Below are 20,325 nucleotides of genomic sequence, written 5' to 3'. Positions count from 1 at the left end.
ATTATTTAAAACAAAATTTGTGCCAAACTATATAATATGAGTAAGAACCTTACTACAAGATCAGAAGATTATTCGAAATGGTATAACGAGCTGGTTGTAAAAGCAGATCTAGCTGAAAATTCAGGAGTTAGAGGATGTATGGTTATTAAGCCGTACGGATATGCTATTTGGGAAAAAATGCAGGCTGAGTTAGATCGAATGTTTAAAGAAACTGGTCATCAGAATGCTTATTTTCCTTTATTCGTGCCAAAGAGCATGTTTGAAGCGGAAGAGACAAATGCAGAGGGATTTGCAAAGGAATGTGCTGTTGTGACACATTATAGATTAAAAAATGATCCCGACAAACCAGGGAAATTAATGGTTGATCCAAATGCAAAATTAGAAGAAGAGCTTATTGTTCGTCCTACGAGTGAAGCGATTATTTGGTCTACATATAAAGGATGGGTGCAGTCTTATAGAGATTTGCCATTGTTGATTAATCAGTGGGCGAATGTGGTGCGTTGGGAAATGCGTACGCGTTTGTTTTTAAGAACTGCAGAGTTTTTGTGGCAAGAAGGTCACACGGCTCACGCTACAAAAGCAGAAGCTATTGAAGAGTCTGAAAAAATGATGAATGTTTATGCTGATTTTGCTGAGAATTTCATGGCAATTCCAGTTGTTAAAGGTTTTAAAACTGAAACTGAGCGTTTTGCAGGTGCAGATGAAACGTATTGTATTGAAGCATTGATGCAAGATGGTAAGGCGCTTCAAGCTGGAACTTCTCACTTTTTAGGTCAAAACTTTGCAAAAGCTTTTGATGTGAAATTTGCTAATGCAGAAGGGAAGCAAGAGCATGTTTGGGGAACTTCTTGGGGAGTTTCTACAAGATTAATGGGGGCTTTGATTATGACGCACTCTGATGATCAAGGTTTAGTATTGCCTCCAAATTTAGCGCCAATTCAAGTTGTAATTGTTCCAATTCATAAAACGGATGAGCAATTAGCGGAAATTACGGCTGCAGTAAATGAATTGACAGCGAAATTAAGAAAACTGAAAATTTCAGTAAAATATGATGACAGAACAACTCAAAAACCAGGATTCAAGTTTGCTGAATGGGAATTGAAAGGAGTTCCTGTTCGAATTGCTGTTGGACCAAAAGATTTAGAAAACGGAACTTTTGAGGTTGCAAGACGCGATAATTTGTCGAAAGAAGTTGTTGCTAGCGAAAAAATCGTTGAGTATGTAAATGATCTTTTAGAGCAAATTCAAAAAGATTTATTTGATCGTGCATTAAATTACCGTAATACTCATATTACAGAAGTAAATAGTTTTGAAGAGTTTAAGCAAGTTTTGGATGGTAAAGGAGGTTTTATATCTGCTCACTGGGACGGAACAGCGGCGACTGAAGAAAAGATAAAAGATTTGACAAAAGCTACAATTCGTTGTATTCCTTTGGATGCTGTAGAAGAGGCGGGAACCTGTGTGTTTACTGGTAATCCTTCTTCAAAAAGAGTGCTTTTTGCTAAGGCGTATTAAAAAAAATCACTTTTTTTTGCATCAGGTGTTGTACAACTAAAAAATAGTTGTATTTTTGCATCCGCATTAGAGAAACACGGTCCGTTCGTCTATCGGTTAGGACGCCAGGTTTTCATCCTGGTAAGGGGGGTTCGATTCCCCCACGGACTACTTTTTTTTCTGCAGATTTAAGTTCTATAACTTGATGTTAATGGTCCGTTCGTCTATCGGTTAGGACGCCAGGTTTTCATCCTGGTAAGGGGGGTTCGATTCCCCCACGGACTACAATTTCAATTTTATTTAAATTGAAGAAAACTTAGAAGAAATTGGTCTGTTCGTCTAGGGGTTAGGACTCCAGGCTTTCGTCCTGGTAACAGGGGTTCGATTCCCTTACAGACTACAAAATTAGTTGTAAATAAGTTTTATAAAATAAAAATTGGTGTCTCGGTTTTTGTTTTATTAGTTAAAACCAAAGTGATTGTTTTTTCGATTGTGGGAGGTTTTTCTTTTTTAACTAGTATTTATAATTATTATTACATCTAAAATTAAAAGAAAATGGCAAATCATAAGTCAGCATTAAAAAGAATCAGAAGTAACGAGAAAAGAAGAGTTCTTAACAGATATCAGCACAAAACTACTCGTAATGCTATCAAAGCATTAAGAATAGCTACTGATAAAGCTGATGCTACTGCAAAATTATCAACTGTAATCTCTATGATTGATAAATTAGCTAAAAAGAACATCATTCACGATAACAAAGCTTCTAACTTGAAGTCTAAATTAACGAAACATGTTGCTAAATTGTAATTAATTACAATTTTTAAAAATATAAAAAGTCCTCTTTTAGAGGACTTTTTTTGTTTATATCTATTTTCGGAATTTCAAATTCCAAAATAAAAAAAATCCAAATTCCAAGCTTTAGAAAAATTAGAATTTGGATTTTGAAAAATGCGAATTTAACTTAAAGATTTATTTTTTTTTTAAGATATTCCAGCATTGGTTGTGTAATTGGTTTTGAAAGAAAATCAATTATAATTGGATATTTTTTTGCTTTGGCCAAATCTTCGGGATCAATTGTTGAAGATAATACTATGACATTTGCAGTGTTGAATTCAGCATAATCAGGTGAGGTAAAATGATCTAAAAATTCCCAACCTCCCATGACAGGCATATTTAAATCTAAGAAAATTAATTCGGGTTTTTTGTTGTCTTTGTTTTTGTTATTGGTGTATTTTAAGGTGTTGAAGTGGTGAAGAGCTTCTTCTCCATTTTGAGCGGTGATAATTTCATTTGCAATTTGTGACTTCGAAATTACTTTTTTACATAACATTAACGTGATTGGATCATCGTCAATACATAAAATTTGCTCGAGCATGATGTTAATTTTTAAATGTTATTGTAAAGGTTGTCCCTTTATTGACCTCGCTTTCTATACTTATTGTTCCTCCCATGGTTTCTACCTGCGATTTTACAAGGTACAAGCCAAGTCCTTTGCTGTCTGGATAATTGTGAAATCTTTGATAAAGGCCAAAAACTTTGTCTCTATTTCTTTCTAAATCAATCCCAATTCCGTTGTCTTTGAATGTTAATATTGCTTTGTTGTCAATTTGCTCTGCAATAATCGATATTTTTAATTTCCTGTTTTCTGATTTATATTTTATCGAATTCGTAAGCAAATTAAGCAAAATGCTTTCAATATACGCCTTGTTTGTGTTTAGCAAAGGTACGCGTTCAAATTTAAGCTTGATGATTGGTTTGTGTAATTCTATTTGAAAAGATAATTGGCTAAAAACATTTTCAAAGACTTCCTTTAAAGAAACTTCTTCTTTTTGCATAGAAGGATTGTCTTTGATAATGATCACTTTTACTAAATCATTGATAGTTTCGTTCAGCAAATGTGTTGATTTCGTAAAACCGGTTAAAATTTCTTCGAGCTCTGGGTTTTCTATTGGAATATCTTCTATGAGGTTCAAAAGTCCAATTAAATTAGATAATGGCGCTCTTAAGTTATGCGAAGTAATGTATGAAAACTGTTTTAAATCTTTGTTGTTTTGGGTCAGTTCGCGAATTAGATGTTCTTTCTCAGTTTCCAGCTTTTTTTCTTCTGTAATGTCTCTTTGAATTGAGATCCAGTGCGAAATTGAACCTTCATTATTGAAAATTGGAATCATAGAAAAACGAACCCAATATTCTTCTTTTTGTTTGGTGTAGCTAATGGTTTCTATAAGGCATTCTTCTTCGTTTTTGATTGCTCTTAATAGTTTTTTAAGTTCATCAGAATCTGATTTTGGTCCTTTGAAAATATTCGGAGATTTGCCGACAATTTCATTGGATAAATAACCTGACATTTGTGAAAATGCTGGGTTTACATAGACAATTTTAGGTATTTTTCGAGCTTGTGAATTGGCTTCGGTAATTAAAATCGAATCCTTAGATTGTGTGATTACAGTTTCAAGAAGCTTTAATCGCTGTTCTTCTTCTTTTTGTTTGGTTATGTCTTGAATTGCACCAATCATTCTTATGGCTCTTCCATTTTCATCTTTTAATAAAAAGCCTCGATCTAAAACATATTTGTAGCTTCCGTCAGCGCATCTAAAACGATATTGATCTTGCCATTTTTCGGTTTTTTGTTCAATAAAAGAATATAGTTTTATTGACATTCTGATACTGTCTTCAGGATGAATTTTGTCGAACCACCATTTTGATGTTTTTCCAACGTCGTTTGGATTATAGCCAAAGACACCTTCGATTCCTTTGTTCCAATTTATGCTGTCTTCTTGAATTTTCCAGTCCCAAATAGTGTCGCTTGTTGCTTTTGCTACAATATCGTACTTCTCATTTGATTCTTTAATTTCTTCATTTGTTTCTTTTAATTTTTTAAAAACAGTGACGTTCTTTTTTTCGTTTTTAGAAACTATGTATTTGAAAAATAGTGCAGTAGTTAAAATGAAAAAAATATCTTTCAGAAAAAAAAGATAAAAGTATTTTACATCGGAAAAATAAGTGGTAAGTATTTTATGACAGATGATTGCCATAAACAATGATACTAGAATATAAACTAGAGTAATTTGGAGAGTTTTACTTTTCATTACTTCAAATATAGTTAAATTAACTATAACTCAGCACTATCAAAAGTGCATTTTGAGGGGTATATTTTGGTGTTTTATATTAACTAATTGATTGTATATACGCAAAGTATGTTAGAAACGTTTTTTATTAAAAAATAAAGTGTACCTTTGCGCCCATTAAAAATCACAGATGGAATCTATTAGAAACATTGCAATTATTGCCCACGTCGATCACGGTAAAACAACTTTGGTTGATAAAATTATGTATCACTGTCAGTTATTTCGTGAAAACGAAAACACAGGTGATTTAATTCTAGATAATAATGATTTAGAGCGTGAGAGAGGTATTACTATTACTTCTAAAAACGTATCAGTTCAATATAAAGGAACAAAAATCAATATTATTGACACTCCTGGTCACGCGGATTTTGGAGGTGAAGTAGAACGTGTATTGAACATGGCCGATGGTGTTTGTTTACTAGTTGATGCTTTTGAAGGGCCAATGCCACAAACTCGTTTCGTTTTGCAAAAAGCGATCGATTTAGGTTTGAAACCTTGCGTAGTTATCAATAAAGTTGATAAAGAAAACTGTACTCCGGAAGAAGTTCACGAAAAAGTTTTTGACCTAATGTTTGAATTAGGTGCTGAAGAATGGCAGTTGGATTTCCCAACAGTTTATGGTTCTGCTAAAAACAACTGGATGTCTGATCATTGGGAAAACGTAACTGATAATGTTGAAGCATTATTGGATATGGTTGTTGACAATGTACCAGCTCCTAAAGTTTCTGAAGGAAATCCACAAATGTTGATTACTTCTTTAGATTTCTCTGCATTTACAGGTCGTATCGCTATCGGACGTCTTGAAAGAGGTATTTTAAAAGAAGGTATGCCAATATCTTTGGTAAAAAGAGACGGTACTGTAACAAAATCAAGAATTAAAGAATTACATACTTTTGAAGGTCTAGGACGTAAAAAAGTTACAGAAGTAATTGCTGGAGATATTTGTGCTGTTGTTGGTGTTGAAGGTTTTGAAATTGGAGATACTATCTCTGATCACGAAAATCCTGAAGGATTAGCATCTATTGCTATCGATGAGCCTACAATGAGTATGTTATTCACAATTAATGACTCTCCTTTCTTTGGTAAAGAGGGTAAATTTGTAACTTCTCGTCATATTAGAGAGCGTTTGACAAAAGAATTAGAGAAGAACTTAGCTATGAAGTTAGGTGAAACTGATTCTGCAGATAAATTCATGGTTTTTGGCCGTGGAGTACTTCACTTATCTGTTCTTATTGAAACAATGAGAAGAGAAGGTTATGAGTTGCAAATTGGTCAGCCACAGGTTATCATCAAAGAAATTGATGGTAAAAAATGTGAGCCAATTGAGGAATTAACAATCGACTTACCAGAAAATCTTTCAGGTAGAGCAGTTGAATTTGTTACACTTCGTAAAGGTGAAATGTTGAGCATGGAGACTAAAGGTGAGCGTATGATTATTAAATTTAATATTCCGTCTCGTGGAATTATTGGTTTAAGAAATCAATTACTTACGGCTACTGCTGGTGAGGCTATCATGTCACACCGTTTTATTGGATATGAGCCTTACAAAGGAGAAATCGCTGGACGTAACAAAGGTTCTTTAATTTCTATGGAAAAAGGAAAAGCTATTCCTTACTCTATCGATAAATTACAAGATCGTGGTAAGTTTTTCGTTGAACCAAATGCTGAAATCTATGAAGGTCAGGTAATTGGTGAAAACTCTCGTGGTGATGATATGTGTGTAAACGTAACGAAAGAGAAAAAACAATCTAACGTTCGTTCTTCTGGTGCTGATGAAAAAGCGAGAATTATCCCTCCGATTATTTTCTCTTTAGAAGAAGCTTTAGAGTACATTCAAAAAGATGAATATGTAGAGGTTACTCCAAAATCTATTCGTTTGAGAAAAATCTATTTGACAGAAACTGATAGAAAAAGATTTAAAATCTAATTAGATTTAAATTTCAATATAAAAATCCCAAATTCCATCTGGAGTTTGGGATTTTTTTTATGCTTCAAATTGGAGTTTGGAATTTAACAGAGCTATCTTTTCAAGCTAAAATGTCCTTTTGCTTCACGCCCATCTTCCAACTTTAGTGTGTACCAATAATCATCTGCAGGCATAGGACTTCCAGTATAATTTCCATCCCAGCCATCTCCTGAAGAAATTATTTGTTTGATCAGTTTTCCATATCGATCAAAAATTAGGATTTTTGCTCCCGAATTAAAAGTGTCATTTGCTCCTTGAAGGTTCCAATAATCATTGTGTCCGTCATTGTTTGGAGTAAAGAACTTCGGAATTCCGAGTACTGCAACGGTTTTTGAAATTTTTCCGCATCCATTTTTATCATTTATATAAAGTTCGTGTATGCCTGGACGTACATTTTCAAATAAGCTAGATTCTTGAAAAGAACCGTTAGGATCATCTAAACTATATTCATAATTTCCGGATCCTGTAACATTTGCTTCGACGGTATTATAATCTGACAAATCAGATATAGAAACAGAATCAAGATGTGCAATATCTGAAGCTGTTACAGTAATAGTTCGTGTTCTGCTGCAACTAACAGCGTCTTTGGTGAAAACTTCTACAGTATAAATTCCTTCTTCGTTAACATCTAAAGTTTCATTTGTTTCGCCCGGAATAATACTTCCATCTTTTGACCAGCTATAAGTGTATGTACTGGCTGGAATATTACCAATAATTCCTGCATCGAGTTTAACAAAAAACGTTGGTAAATTAGAACAAACTAATTCGTCAGCAGTGCGATTGCTGTTAATGTCAATGTTGGGTTTAGGATTTACATTAAGCGTAATGTAAGCTCCTAATCCAAAACAGGCATTATCTAGATTACTGTCTACGCGCACCCAGATTTTTTGTTGTTTTGCTGTTGTATTTCTATAATTTGAAGGATTTGCAATTGCATTGGTTTCTGCCAAAGCATCAGCTTCATTTGCGAAATACGTTATGGAATAATTTGTGCTTGCAGAAGGAAGCATTGCTTGAATGTCACTTGTTACACTGCTAAAATCAAAAACTGCGATTCCGTCATTATCATTATTAATAGCATCGACAAAATCATCACAAATGGCAAAAGATCTTTTAAAATTAGGATCGATTTGTGTCGTTGAAACCACTAAATTTAGTTGAGCAACAGCAAAACATCCGTTTGAATTTTCAACACGTGTCCAAATATTTTTATTACCGCTTGTAAACGCAAGCGGATTTGAAATTAATACTGCAGTATCTTTTGTATTTGCACCTGCCAAAGTAGTATAATACGTAAAGGTTTCATTGGTAAAATTGGATGAAACAAAACTGTTTTTTGTTGTTATATTAAAATTAGAAATACCATCAGTATCGTCATCACACTGCACAATTGTAATTGGCGAACTTAGAACAGGCAAAGCATAAATCGTAAGTTTTACAGAATTGGCAGAAGTTAGTCCGCAGGCATTGTTGATTCTGTTTAAAAGTACGCGATATTGATAGCCATTCATTGTTTTGTTTGTTTTTTGAATGGTTAGAGAAGCAGTTTTAGTTCCCGTATAAATTGCATTTTCTGTCAAAGCATTCCAAGTATTTCCGCCATCTGTAGAAAATTGCCATTGAAAAGTATCAGCGTTAGATTCTATAGAGAAAGTTGCTTTTTCCAATTCGCAAATTGTTTGATTTTCTGGTTGTTTGGTAATTAAAAATGGAGTTGCAATAATGTAGTTGCCATTTGGTGTGGTATAACCATCAGTTCTGCTGGTTACAACTCCGAAAGAATTTACATTAACAGGAACATTTCCTAATTGACCGTCGAAATTTGGATCAGTAAATCCAGCTTCAATAACATCATTGCAGCCGTCATTATCACTGTCAAGTTCGGTGTAGTTCTTTATTTCATCATTATCAGAATCTAAAACGGTATAGTTTAAAACACCGCTGTCAGGATTAGTTTCTAAAACATCGGCTAATCCGTTACTTCCAAAGGCTATTGCATCAACAATTCCGTCTCGATTTACATCTGGAGTATTGCTTCCAGATTCAGTTAAATCATAAATTCCGTCATTATCACTGTCTAAATCTAGATAATTGGGAACACCGTCATTATCTGTGTCGATTGATACTGTATCGATATTAAAGATTTCGTCTAAACCATCCAAGTTAGTATCTGTTTTAGATAGGACAATTGGTTTAATTTGTGATTCCATTGTATCTGGAACACCATCATTATCTGAATCTAAATCCAATTGATCTGGAATTCCGTCGCCATCAGTGTCTTTTGGAACGCAAGTAGCTATGAGTTTGAATGTTGATTTATTATTTTCTGTATCAACTAGGTTTTTATGAGTGATTTTAAATGATTGTGTCTGATAAGATTGGAATTTAAAACCGCCATGTCCGGCAGGTAATGGAACGTCTCCATTTGATCGAAAACGAATTTCGAAAGAAGAAAATTGCGTAATACCACTTTCGTATATTCCATCATAATTGGTATCAATTAATAATTGATTGTAAGGATTTAGGACCGTGACTGTTTTGTCAATATCGGAAGTGATACTGTATTCAGCATTAGAATTTAATAGATCATTTGAATTTGCGTTAATGATATATTCTAAACGAATATTTATTGGTTTTGCAAATTTCATATTATAGCTAACAAAAGATCCTTTTCCCGGCATGACGTCGGTAACAAAACTTCCGTCTGCATTCCCGGTAAAAGGAATTGGAGCGGCCGTCGTACTGGTTGTTACAGTACCTGTGAAAGAATTTGAATAGGTTCCAGTTTTTACTAACCCTGAATTTTGATTTGATATATTTATGGGCAAATCTCCGTACGATTCTGTACAGTTTGTAATTCCGTCATTATCGTAATCAATGTCAATATTGTCATTGGCTAAATCATTATCTATATTGATTGGGCATTCGCTTACTGGAATTTTGTCTGAGAAAACATCGCTGACACAACCAGAGATACTTCCTCTTACCTGATAAAAACCGGGCTGTGATGGGCTGAAAGTATTTTTAGTTTCACCTGCAATCAGAACATCATCTTTGTACCATTGAAAAGTATCATATGAAGAAAGCGTATTTATCTTTAAAGATACATTCGGAATACATGCTGAATTATTTAAGGTGATTTTGCCGCTAACAATCTCAGGTTTTAAATCAAAGCCCGAATAATAGCCACCATATGTTGCAGCTCCATTAGTTCCAAAATAAGAAACATACACTTGTTTAGTTGATTTTACTGCTATATTTCCAGATAAGTCAGTTACACTATAACGTACAAAATCTGCAGTTCCCTCTATTGGAGTTGGAAGTGAAGCAATAGGGCTATTATTTAATAAAACGCTAGCTCCGGTTTCGGTAACAATATTTAGGAATCCGTTAAAAGTGTTATTTCCAATTGATTGGATTTGGGGAATATTGTCAACTGTATTAGGCGTCGCACAGTTTATTGGAGGTACAAAAAACATATTTTGATTGGCTGGGTTCGTTGTTCCTCCAATACTTTGATAAGCAAATACATTATTGGATGTTTTTACGTATAAACTTCCGTTGCTGAATTGGCTTCCGTCAATTGCAACATATTCACCGCTGTTAAGGGTTTTGTATGGATAAGTAGCGCCATTTAGAAATACTTCTGTATTGTCATAATGTGCTACTATTAAAGCACGTTCCAATTCATCTGTTCCAAGACCTTTTATGAAAATATATTCTTTTCCTGTTTTTTCCAATGGAACAATTTGGTCAAAACCCACATCTCTTCCGATAGGTGCTAATTGTCCATTTTGAGTAGCTCCAACCGCTGAACTATTACTTCCTCCAAAAGAACCTGTAGTAACTACTACGGGTTTGTCAGATGTAACTAGGGCTCCAATTAATTTAGAGCTATTTGATAAAATTTCTTTATCGTCATAATTATTTAAATTGATTATATAACTTTGATTTTTACTTAGCGTAACGGTTATTGGTCCAGTTATTGTTTTCGGAGTAAAAGTTGTTTCGTCAGAAATTTTGGTTCCATTCTGGATATTGGAAATGGTAATTTTTGTACCGTTTTCTGTTGCCATTATGGAAGCAAAGTTGGTTAAACTTGAGTCATTAAGCGGATTTAACATTGCGCCTAATCTAAAAGTGGTGCCAAGTGCACTGTTTCCTTTTGAGACGACTCCTCCTGCGTGATTATATGTTCCGTTTGGAGTAAGTGTAGCATTAACTCTTGCGCTAACATAAACGAGATCTTCTGCTTCAACTATGTAGCCTCGGTTTGATACTATTGCAGCACCTATTACAGTTGTAAATAATTGTGTGTTAGGGCCTGTTCCAATATAATATCGATAAGGATTGGTATTGTTTACGGTCCCGTAAACAATGCTTCCTCCGCTAGCAATGATTTTGAAATTAACATTGGCAAAACTTGGAGTTGAAATGTATAGATATTGATCGCTCGCTATTATAAAAGGATTGCAAACCATTGGAGGTATAAAATGTGTTTTGCTGAATTGTGAAAAACAATTTAAGGTGAAAAGCAAAAGTAAAATGGAGTGTAATGTTTTTTTCATTGGCTCGTTTATTGGCAGCATACAAAATTGAATCGCCCAAACCAAAAATAAGATTTATTTTACTTTTATAGAAAGCAAGAGTGTTTTTTTCTTTGTAAATATTTAAAATATAGGGGTTTTTGAAAATCCTTTATTTTGGAAATGAATTTCTGAAGCAAAAAAAGTAGAAGTTAAGGAGAGTAGCTTTTACCTTTTTAAGCTAAAATGCCCTTTTGCTTCTCTATTATCTTCTAATTTTAAAGAGTACCAATAATCGTCAGCAGGAAGCGCAGATCCTACAAATGTACCGTCCCATCCTAAATCTGAGGAATGAAGTTGTTTTAATAGTTTTCCAAATCGGTCATAAATATAAATGATAGCATTTTTATAAGTACTAATATTTAATCCAGCAATATTCCAATAATCATGATAGCCGTCATTGTTTGGAGTAAAGTAACTAGGCGCACCAACAACAGCTGTTGTTTTGCTTGTTATACCACAGTTTTTCCTGTCATTTATATAAATTTCGTGAATGCCAGAACTAACATTTTCAAAAACATTTGATTCTTGAAAAGGGCCATTTGGATTATCTAAACTATATTCATATTCTCCTTTTCCTGTTGCATTAACCGTAATTTTATTAGAATCATCATTTTGAAGATCAATAACATCTATGCTTGTAATTGTGGCAGTATTTGAAGCAGAAACACTTATTGTTCTTGTTTTTGAACAATTAGATTTGTTTGTAATTCTTATTTCATAATTGCCAATTTCATTTACATTCAATTTTGAGCTGGTTTGGTTAGGAATTAGTACTCCATCTTTAGTCCATTGATAACTAAATTCACTGATTAAATTGATGTCGATTAACCCGGCATCTAAATTTGCGAAATAGGAACGATTATTTTCGCAGATATTTGCCAAGGCATTTGCTTCAATTTGAGGTAATTTGTTGATTGTTAATTTGATTTTATGAATTTCTAAACAAGAATTGTTTTCTTCAATACGTGCAAAAACATCTTGTGAATAGGGTGTTTCATTTTGATAAGAAGTTGTGTTTTGAATAGCATTTTTTTCTAATAAAGCATCCATTTCATTATTGTAGTATTTTATCGTCTGAGTTTTTGTCGCTGAAATACCTGCAGCGGTTAAATCAAATAAATGAACCCCGTCTTCAATGCCATCATCATCGCATTTTGGATTCATACTATGCGCTGCTATTATAATGGGATTTGTTTTTAAAACCAAAGTTCCAATACTCGAACATTTCGTATCCGAATTTGTAATTCTGGCAAAAAGAGTTTGTGGATTACTGGTGTTATGAAAATCTTTATCTAACAGATTTACATTATTTAGCGCATCATCTTTATTTAGAAAAAAGCTAGTAGTTAATCTTGAATCTTTATTTGTCAATTCATCATTAGCTTGATCTAAATTATAATGAACTAACCCGTTTCCATTTTTACTAGAATCACATTGTGTCAATGAAGCATTTGTTTTTGCAGGTAATGAATTTACAATTAATGTGATTTTTTGTATTGCGGCGCAGTAAAAAGCATCAAACGCTTTTGCATATATTGATTGCTGTCCAGAGATCGTGTTGTAAAATGAATTTATTAATTCGTTTGTATCGCTTACAGCGTCATTTTGACTCAGAAAATATTTAATATTTAAATCTTTCTTGTTTGGAAAGAGTGTTTCTGTGATGTCTTTTAAGTAAAAAACAGCCTTTCCATTAGTATCACTTCCGTCTGAAGAATCGTCGCAAGTACCAACCGAAGTAATTGGAAATGATAAATTATGTTTAGTAAGGTTAATCGAAAATTCGGCTGTGGTAAAACACTTTGTAACTGTGTTGTTTAGTCTGATATAGATGTTTTCACTCAAAGATGTATTTGTGTAAGCTTCAGGATGAACTATCGGATTAATTCCTAGAATTGCATCATTGGCTGTCGTATGATACGTTATTTCAACATTATCCTGTTTGTCTACTGCTGCATTTGTATTTTGAGTTAAATCAAATATTGTTTTGTCGTCATCAACACCATCGGTATCACATTTTTCCAAATTTAAAGCAAACTGAGGTTCTTGGTTCTTAAAAAATGGAGGCTCAGAGAATTTTGCTGTTCCATTCCACGTGATAGAAAATTTTGACTGACCTGAATATCTGCAAATTACAATAAAGTAACTTTCGTTGTCTAAGACATTAAGCCATTTTACAAAAGCATTTCCATCACTGCCTAAATCTTTACAATCCTGTTGGACACCAACACCTTCAAAGTAATCTATTTCAGTAGCACTCATGCCTGTTTTATTGGTTGTGAGTTTTGCAAGTACAGGATTTGAGTACGTATATCGAATAGGCTCCTTTAAGTTGTCGCAGGATACATTTGGTCCAAAAACGTAAAAATCAAAATCAACACCTAGATCAGAACTTTCAGGATTTAATGTAAATCCAAGAGTACCTCCTTTTACAATATTTATTTTTAGCCAAAGACTACTGTCTTCAGGTACTTTGCACCGACTAATATCTTTAAAATCTTGTATTAAACCTGGGCCAACTGCCGTAAGGCCCGATAAATTGCTGTTTCCGCAAACTGTTATAAAATCTGTGCAGTCATTTTGTGCATAAATTTTGAATGAAAATAAAATTAAAAGAAATAAAATTTTAACTGGATTCATCTTATTAATTTAAGACGCAAATATAAAATAATGCAATCATTTACAGTTATTTAAAAAAGTTTTGTTTGTTTTCTTTTTTAAAAAATTTGTTGAAATTTTGAGAAAATAAGGAGATGTGTTTATGAAAGAAAATTACCTTTTTAAGCTAAAATGTCCTTTAACACTTTTTCCATCAACAAAAAGAAGTGTGAACCAATAATCATCAGATGGTAATTGTTCGCCATTGAACAATCCGTTCCAGCCTGAGCTGTTTTGATTCATTTGTTTTAAAAATTTACCATAACGGTCAAAAATTCGAATGGTATAATCGGGCATCTGATTTATGTCTTTAATTGCCCATAAATCGTTATAACCATCATTGTTTGGAGTAAAAAATCTTGGATAATCCAAAACATATACTAAAAAGCGATTTGAAAGTCCACAGCCATTTTTATCTCTGGCCATCGCAAAATAAGCACCTGGTCCAATTCCAGTAAATAAAGGATCATCTTGGAAAACGTTTCCATCTAATGAAAATTCATAATTACCAGCGCCAGTATATTTTATTAAAACAGAGTTGTCAACTCCAGAAAAATCTTTTACAACAGCTTCTGTAATAACTGCCGGTTCAGATAAAAGGACTTTGAATTTTTTAGTTTTTTCGCATCCATTTGCATCTGTTACGGTCACCGTATAGTCTCCTGTTGCGCTTACTAGTAAAGTATTTGAAGTGCTGTTTCCGGGACTCCATAAATAACTGCTGAAACCTGTGGCGACACTTAAAGTTATATCATCATCCTTGCAGATATATTTTGTTTCTTCCTGAAAATTTGGCGGATCAAAAGTATTAACCACTAATGTAATAGGGGAAATACTGTAACAATCAGCTCCATTTATAATTCGGGCATAAATAATTTGAGAGAATGCCGCTGTATTTTTAAAAATATTTGGCAATGCATTCGTTTCGGCTACAGCATCATTTTGAGTTAAAAAATAATTTACTTGTAAACCTGTTGGCAGACCCGCAGTTAATTGTGGAGTTGCTTCTGCTTGAAGATCAAATTGATATAATCCATCTTGCTTATCATCGGCATCACAAGTTTTAATTGGATTTTGTGATGCAATCGAATTGTTTGAGATTTGAAGTTTTACTTCGACAGTCTTGAAACAGCCAAACTTGTTTTCAATTCTTCCAAAAACAGTTTGATTGATACTCTTATTTGTATATTTTTCAGGATTTGCAATTGGGTTTGTTTTAGACTGCGCATCGGCTAAAGTTTCATAATAGCCATTATTCGTAATATCCGCGGCGTTGTTTTTAATTAGATTATCAACTTTCTTTAAATTAAAAACATTTATTCCGTCATTATTGTCATCACATTGAAACAAAGTCGTATTCGTAGTCAGGATTTCTGGCGTTACTTCAATTTTAATTTCTCCCGTTACTGCGCATGTCGAAGGTGTTAATGTAACTTCAGCTTTGTATGTGCCGGTTGTTGACACCTGCAAGGTTGGATTTTTTTCAGTCGGTAAAAGCACGCCATCTTTATACCATTTAAAATCATAACCAGCTGATAAATGAGTGTCTAATGTTGTTTGTTGTCCAAAACAAAGTGGCTTGCCTGATGTAGAAGTCTGATCTGAGCCCAAATCAATTTTAGACGCAAAACTTCCCGCCTGTAAAAAAACAGCCGAATCAAAATACCTGTTTTTATCATCAGCGATAACGAGTTTGATATGGTATTTTTTTCCAGTAACTACATTAGTCTGCGCGTTCATGACAATAGTTTGTCCGGCATAATTTATAGGGCTTTTATTGTCGTTCAAGCCGTTGAAATAATTTTCATTAACTGCTGGACATCCTGGATAACGATCTCCATTTACGGCAACTCCAGGATTAATTTGTGGACGGACATTTGTCGAAGAAACAGGAATAGTATTGTTATTAGGAAGTACGGCCAAATTTTTATAAGGATCAGAACTTCCAGCTTCTTTAATTAAAAAAGCAAATGCATCTGAATATTCGCAAGGATAAAAAGACTGATATTCATTGGAAGCAAAAATGTAATTAAAGCTCAAGAAATTAGTCAGCGGAACGAAGTCAAATTCTAAAACAGTTGCATTTATAGAATTGATTTTTAAAAGATTGTTTAGATCAGCGTCACCTTGCCAGTTAACATCGCCTTGGCCAATATAACTCTCATATGGCCCGACCGCGTTTGGACTTGTTGAAGTGGTTAAAACAATTCCTTCAGAAAAAGGAAATCCGCTTGTTCCTGCATTAAAGTAAGCAAAACTTTGCTGATCCTGAGTAAAAGTATCTCCTTTTCCTGAAGTATTGGTAACAGATACACATGAACTGTTAACTAATATGTTTTCAATAAGCTGTTTAGGTGTTCTTTGGTCATCTATGCGAATATATTGAGCGTTTATCTTTAGAGATAAACAACATATAAAAAAAGCGCATAAATAAACTTTAAAATGGGTCATAGCCAACAAATATACTACAAATCTCTCTTTTTTAATAATTTGTATGAGAGGAAAATGAACAAAAATGTCCAAACTAAAACGATAAAAATTGAAAAATAGTTTACACTATAATCTTTTATATTTTCTACGCCAATTTGAGTTCCAATACTTTTTACAACAGACAATCTGGTAAAAGGCTCAATTATTAAATTTGACATTGCTTCAAGCGGGAAAAACTTTAGAATTGTATAACCTGTTGTGCTGTTAGGGAATATTTTAAAAATTAAAAGACCTTTTGCTATTCCTTCTAGAATGCTCCAAACCAAAAGAAATCCCAAAGCAAAAGCCGAACGTTTTACCAAAATCCCTAAAAATAAACAGAATGAAAAGAAACCAACAAGCTTTACAAAAAAGGCTAAGAGATAATCTAAGTCGGAGAAAATAATTCCAAATTCATTGTAAGATGAAAAGCATAATCCGAGAATTAAGCTCATTACAAAAACGAAAATGGTCGATGCAAAAGCAAAAAGAACAACCGTTAGAAATTTTGACAATATAAATTCTTGCTTGCTCAAACCGTCAATAAGGTTTTGTTTTAAAGTTCCGTAACTGTATTCATTTGCCATCATCGAGACAATTACAATGGCTAAGAAAAATTTAAGCCACGCGGCAACATAGGTATTGAAATGCCAGATAAACGGAAAATTGAAGATTCCCATTTCGGCCAAATGAAATTTAAACGGACCAATGTCAAATTTTATTGAAGCGATCAATGCTATAAACGAAAGTAAAATAAAATAGGCGAGTGTTAAGATTCGGCTGGCTTTGTTTTTCCAGATTTTTTGAAGTTCTATAGAGATAAGTCTGTTCATGGTTTAGTTTTTTTGAATGGTAGCGTTTTTGGTTAATTCTAAAAATTGTGCTTCTAGGCTGTTTTTGCGTTTTACCAAATGATTTAAAACGATATTTTTTGAGAATAAATATTGATTTAAATCAGAAGCTGATAATTCTGATTTCAAGTAAACCAAAATTTTTCCGTCTTCTTCTTTAATTTGGCCAACAGCCGGATGATCATTCAAAATTGATTTTAAAGTCAGATTATCATTCGAAGAAATTTCAAAAAATCCTTCATTTGCAGACATTGCATCAACCGAACCCGAATATAAAATTTCGCCTTTTCTTAAAACAACAACATGCGAACATACTTTTTCGACTTCATCTAATAAATGCGAAGCCAGTAAAATTGTGGTTCCCTGCGACGCAATTTCTTTAATAATATCGCGAATTTGGTGAATTCCCTGCGGATCTAAACCATTTGTAGGTTCGTCTAAAATCAAAATTTCAGGATCATTCAAAAGTGCCGATGCAATTGCCAGACGTTGCTTCATACCTAATGAAAACGTGCTGAATTTGCTGTCTTTTCTTTCGGTTAAGCCTACAAGATTCAGTTTTTCTCCAATTTTAGAATAATTGATACTTTTAATTTTACAGACTAATTTCAGGTTTTCTTCTGCCGTCATATACGGGTAAAAGTTTGGACGCTCGATAATGGCGCCTACTTTTTTTAAGGCTTCGTGCGTTTCCATTTTCCCATCAAACCATTTGTAATTGCCTGATGTTTCGTTTACAACATTCAAAACAATTCCTAAAGTGGTTGATTTTCCACTTCCGTTAGGGCCAAGAATGCCGTAGACATGACCTTTTTGAATACTGAATGATACGTTTTTGAGTGCCTGAATGCGCCCGTATCTTTTACTGAGATTTTCGATTGTAAGGATGGTTTCCAAGGTTTTTTCGGTTTTAGTTTTTAGTATGACGAATCAACTTCTATATTGTTACGCGAAATTTATTTTTATCGTGTTATTGATGTAAATTTGTACTAAAGATATTCAAAATGAGCGAGCCTTTAATGGTTTTAAAAAAACCTTCATACCCTTTAACGCAGCCACTTTTAAGTTATTTAGACAGATTCGAGCGTATTTCGAAAGTTTCTGTTTTTTATGATGATTTATTGCGATTTTCAGGTTCGATAAATGTTTATGATAAAAATGAAACCGATACCTTATGGATTCGTGTGTATTATGGTGAATTTGAACGAAATGAAATCGATTTGAATCTCAAGAAAATTTATTCGCTCCTGCATTCTGACGGAAACAGCGAAATTATTCAGTTTTTGAATATTGATGCTATTGATTACTGCACTTTTGGGAATTCGAAACCTTTCAGAATCAAAGTTCGAAATATTCTGAATGACAATTACGTTCATTTTTATATCAAAAAAGCCGATGCTTCAAGAATTTATGGATTAGAGTTAGAAGATATTCTTTCGCCAGATAAAATCAACTTTTTGGTCTACAATGACACTTTGATCGAAGAACATATTATCGGAATTCCCGGTGATGTTTTTATGGATACTTTATTGGACAAATGTACCGAAACTGAAAAAGCCCAAATCGCAAAAGAATTTGTAAAGTTTAATGAGCGTTGTATGATTCGTTTGCTTGGCGATATGCGTGCGTACAATTATGTGATTGTTCCAATTCATGATTTTGACCAAGTAGTTTATAAAATTCGTCCCATCGATTTTGATCAGCAATGTTACGAGGGAAATTTTAAAGTGTATCGTCCGCAGTTTTTCAAGGAAAATTATCCGATGATTCAGCTGATAAAAGAAAAATTAGAAGAACGTTCGATCATTCAATATAAAGATGAAGAAAGAGCAATTTTGGCAAAACGTATTCATTCCGCCGAAACCAGAATTAAAAAATTATTGAATATAATGTGCCACGATACGATTTCGACGCAAGAACATTTGGATCAGCTCAAAATGGAATTGTACCGATACACCAATGATATGAAGTTTAAAAACGCAAAATCAATGGGGCATATCATGCACGCTGCGTTTGAGTTTATCACACGCAATTTTAAAAACACTAATTTAGTTTAAAGGGTTAAACCATATAAGTTATATGAGTTCATCAAAGAAAAACTTGAATTTTATTGTATTTCTTATTTTATTTAAAAAAGTCAATATAAGTTTATAAAGCAAAACTTAAATTTTCTTATATAACTTATATGGTTTAAAAAAAACACAATCTTATGAAGAAATCTTTTTTAGTAGCCGTTTCTATTGTTTTATTGGCTTGTCAGCAACAGACTAGCAGTGATTTTAAAACGCTTTTTCCGCTTCCAAAGAAATTAAAAGAAGTTTCTGGAATAACGTATTTTCCTGAGACAAATTTAATTTACACGTTAGAAGACAGTGGAAACAAAAATGCCATTTATGCAATTGATTCTAAAGGAAAATTAGCAAAAACCATTACGATTTCAAATGCGACAAATGTTGATTGGGAAGATATTACAAAAGATAAATCTGGAAATATTTACATTGGAGATTTTGGAAATAACGACAACAAGCGCAAGGATTTGTGTATTTATAAAATCGCAAAAAATCAGCTGAATAAAGATTTGGCTTCCGCCGAATATAAAATCTCATTTTCTTACCCAGAACAAACCGAATTTCCTCCAAAGAAAAAAGAAATGTTTTACGACGTTGAAGGTTTTTTTGAACTAAACGGATATTTTTATCTTTTCACCAAAAACCGAAGCAAAGGTTTTGACGGAACAGCTTTTATTTATAAAATCAAAAATGCTAAAGGACCGCAAAAAGCGACTAAAATAGGTGAGTTTAAAACTTGTAGCAACTACAATCATTGTGTCTTAACAAGTGCTACAATTAGTCCAGACGGAAAAAAAGTTGCTTTATTAAGTCATGATAAAATTGTTTTGTTTAAAGATTTCAAAGGAGATTTATTCCACAAAGGAAAACAAACAGAAGTAAGTCTAAATCACTTTTCACAAAAAGAAGCCACAGTTTTTAAAGACAATAACACCCTCTTAATCGCTGATGAAAAAGCGGATAAAATAGGCGGGAATGTTTATGAATTTAAACTCTAAGGTTCTAAGATTCTGAGATGCTAAGGTTCTAAGGTTTATGTTTGCATAGAAAAAGTTAGCCACGAATTCACGAATTTTAATTAAATTATTTCGTGAATTCGTG

The 20,325-nt window shown here is 33.3% G+C and carries 12 protein-coding genes and 3 tRNA genes; 8 read left to right on the top strand and 7 right to left on the bottom strand.

All coding sequences use genetic code 11. The features are described 5' to 3' along the window. Nucleotides 1–36 precede the first annotated feature (36 nt). From proS to rpsT, 5 genes are all read left to right on the top strand, one after another. Entirely contained in the window at nucleotides 37–1,515 is a 1,479-nt protein-coding gene (gene proS / locus RB619_RS09960; RefSeq protein WP_308096920.1) for a proline--tRNA ligase, read from the top strand. Nucleotides 1,516–1,593: 78 nt separating this feature from the next. Further along, nucleotides 1,594–1,665, top strand: a tRNA-Glu gene (locus RB619_RS09955). Between the two features lie 42 nt (nucleotides 1,666–1,707). After that, nucleotides 1,708–1,779, top strand: a tRNA-Glu gene (locus tag RB619_RS09950). Between the two features lie 43 nt (nucleotides 1,780–1,822). Further along, nucleotides 1,823–1,894, top strand: a tRNA-Glu gene (locus RB619_RS09945). Between the two features lie 155 nt (nucleotides 1,895–2,049). Next, complete coding sequence (gene rpsT, locus RB619_RS09940; protein ID WP_068844538.1) at nucleotides 2,050–2,301, top strand: 30S ribosomal protein S20; 252 nt, start codon at nucleotides 2,050–2,052, stop codon at nucleotides 2,299–2,301. 154 nt (nucleotides 2,302–2,455) lie between these two features. Here the strand turns inward: rpsT and RB619_RS09935 are convergent, their stop codons facing one another. Both RB619_RS09935 and RB619_RS09930 read right to left on the bottom strand, forming a co-directional pair. Continuing rightward, complete coding sequence (locus tag RB619_RS09935; RefSeq protein ID WP_308096919.1) at nucleotides 2,456–2,869, bottom strand: response regulator; 414 nt, start codon at nucleotides 2,867–2,869, stop codon at nucleotides 2,456–2,458. Between the two features lie 4 nt (nucleotides 2,870–2,873). Further along, nucleotides 2,874–4,583 carry a PAS domain-containing protein gene (locus RB619_RS09930; RefSeq protein ID WP_308096917.1) on the bottom strand — a complete coding sequence of 570 codons (1,710 nt, stop codon included), beginning with the start codon at nucleotides 4,581–4,583 and terminating at the stop codon, nucleotides 2,874–2,876. Between the two features lie 169 nt (nucleotides 4,584–4,752). On the opposite strand from RB619_RS09930, the gene typA reads away from it, so the two are divergent. Further along, a complete protein-coding gene (gene typA, locus RB619_RS09925) occupies nucleotides 4,753–6,549 on the top strand; it encodes a translational GTPase TypA (protein WP_142451157.1) in 1,797 nt (598 codons plus the stop codon). 92 nt (nucleotides 6,550–6,641) lie between these two features. Here the strand turns inward: typA and RB619_RS09920 are convergent, their stop codons facing one another. The 5 genes from RB619_RS09920 to RB619_RS09900 form a co-directional block, all read right to left on the bottom strand. Continuing rightward, complete coding sequence (locus RB619_RS09920; RefSeq protein WP_308096915.1) at nucleotides 6,642–11,156, bottom strand: T9SS type B sorting domain-containing protein; 4,515 nt, start codon at nucleotides 11,154–11,156, stop codon at nucleotides 6,642–6,644. Nucleotides 11,157–11,342: 186 nt separating this feature from the next. Beyond that, nucleotides 11,343–13,817: a T9SS type B sorting domain-containing protein gene (locus RB619_RS09915; protein ID WP_308096914.1), complete on the bottom strand. Its 2,475-nt coding sequence runs from the start codon at nucleotides 13,815–13,817 to the stop codon at nucleotides 11,343–11,345. Nucleotides 13,818–13,949: 132 nt separating this feature from the next. Continuing rightward, on the bottom strand, nucleotides 13,950–16,286 hold the full coding sequence (locus tag RB619_RS09910) for a choice-of-anchor L domain-containing protein (protein ID WP_308096912.1): 2,337 nt from the start codon (nucleotides 16,284–16,286) through the stop codon (nucleotides 13,950–13,952). 14 nt (nucleotides 16,287–16,300) lie between these two features. Continuing rightward, a complete protein-coding gene (locus RB619_RS09905; protein ID WP_308096911.1) occupies nucleotides 16,301–17,137 on the bottom strand; it encodes an ABC transporter permease in 837 nt (278 codons plus the stop codon). 3 nt (nucleotides 17,138–17,140) lie between these two features. Further along, nucleotides 17,141–18,052, bottom strand: coding sequence for an ATP-binding cassette domain-containing protein (locus RB619_RS09900; RefSeq protein WP_308096909.1), 912 nt, complete (start codon nucleotides 18,050–18,052; stop codon nucleotides 17,141–17,143). A gap of 107 nt (nucleotides 18,053–18,159) precedes the next feature. On the opposite strand from RB619_RS09900, the gene RB619_RS09895 reads away from it, so the two are divergent. After that, on the top strand, nucleotides 18,160–19,212 hold the full coding sequence (locus tag RB619_RS09895; protein ID WP_308096908.1) for a hypothetical protein: 1,053 nt from the start codon (nucleotides 18,160–18,162) through the stop codon (nucleotides 19,210–19,212). A 152-nt stretch (nucleotides 19,213–19,364) separates the two neighbouring features. After that, complete coding sequence (locus RB619_RS09890; protein WP_308096907.1) at nucleotides 19,365–20,222, top strand: hypothetical protein; 858 nt, start codon at nucleotides 19,365–19,367, stop codon at nucleotides 20,220–20,222. The last annotated feature ends 103 nt before the right edge of the window (nucleotides 20,223–20,325 follow it).

The sequence above is a fragment of the Flavobacterium sp. LHD-80 genome (genome assembly GCF_030929605.1).
Taxonomy (GTDB): Bacteria; Bacteroidota; Bacteroidia; order Flavobacteriales; family Flavobacteriaceae; genus Flavobacterium.
Note: the sequence above shows the minus strand (reverse complement) of the source record. Positions and strands in the feature narration are given on the sequence as shown.

What these genes read in the sequence shown, in the direction of transcription:
- rpsT (WP_068844538.1), top strand. Translation starts at nt 2,050, where the DNA reads ATGGCAAATCATAAGTCAGCATTAAAAAGAATCAGAAGTAACGAGAAA.
- RB619_RS09910 (WP_308096912.1), bottom strand. Translation starts at nt 16,286, where the DNA reads ATGACCCATTTTAAAGTTTATTTATGCGCTTTTTTTATATGTTGTTTA.
- RB619_RS09915 (WP_308096914.1), bottom strand. Translation starts at nt 13,817, where the DNA reads ATGAATCCAGTTAAAATTTTATTTCTTTTAATTTTATTTTCATTCAAA.
- RB619_RS09930 (WP_308096917.1), bottom strand. Translation starts at nt 4,583, where the DNA reads ATGAAAAGTAAAACTCTCCAAATTACTCTAGTTTATATTCTAGTATCA.
- typA (WP_142451157.1), top strand. Translation starts at nt 4,753, where the DNA reads ATGGAATCTATTAGAAACATTGCAATTATTGCCCACGTCGATCACGGT.
- RB619_RS09890 (WP_308096907.1), top strand. Translation starts at nt 19,365, where the DNA reads ATGAAGAAATCTTTTTTAGTAGCCGTTTCTATTGTTTTATTGGCTTGT.
- RB619_RS09920 (WP_308096915.1), bottom strand. Translation starts at nt 11,156, where the DNA reads ATGAAAAAAACATTACACTCCATTTTACTTTTGCTTTTCACCTTAAAT.
- proS (WP_308096920.1), top strand. Translation starts at nt 37, where the DNA reads ATGAGTAAGAACCTTACTACAAGATCAGAAGATTATTCGAAATGGTAT.
- RB619_RS09935 (WP_308096919.1), bottom strand. Translation starts at nt 2,869, where the DNA reads ATGCTCGAGCAAATTTTATGTATTGACGATGATCCAATCACGTTAATG.
- RB619_RS09895 (WP_308096908.1), top strand. Translation starts at nt 18,160, where the DNA reads ATGAGCGAGCCTTTAATGGTTTTAAAAAAACCTTCATACCCTTTAACG.
- RB619_RS09905 (WP_308096911.1), bottom strand. Translation starts at nt 17,137, where the DNA reads ATGAACAGACTTATCTCTATAGAACTTCAAAAAATCTGGAAAAACAAA.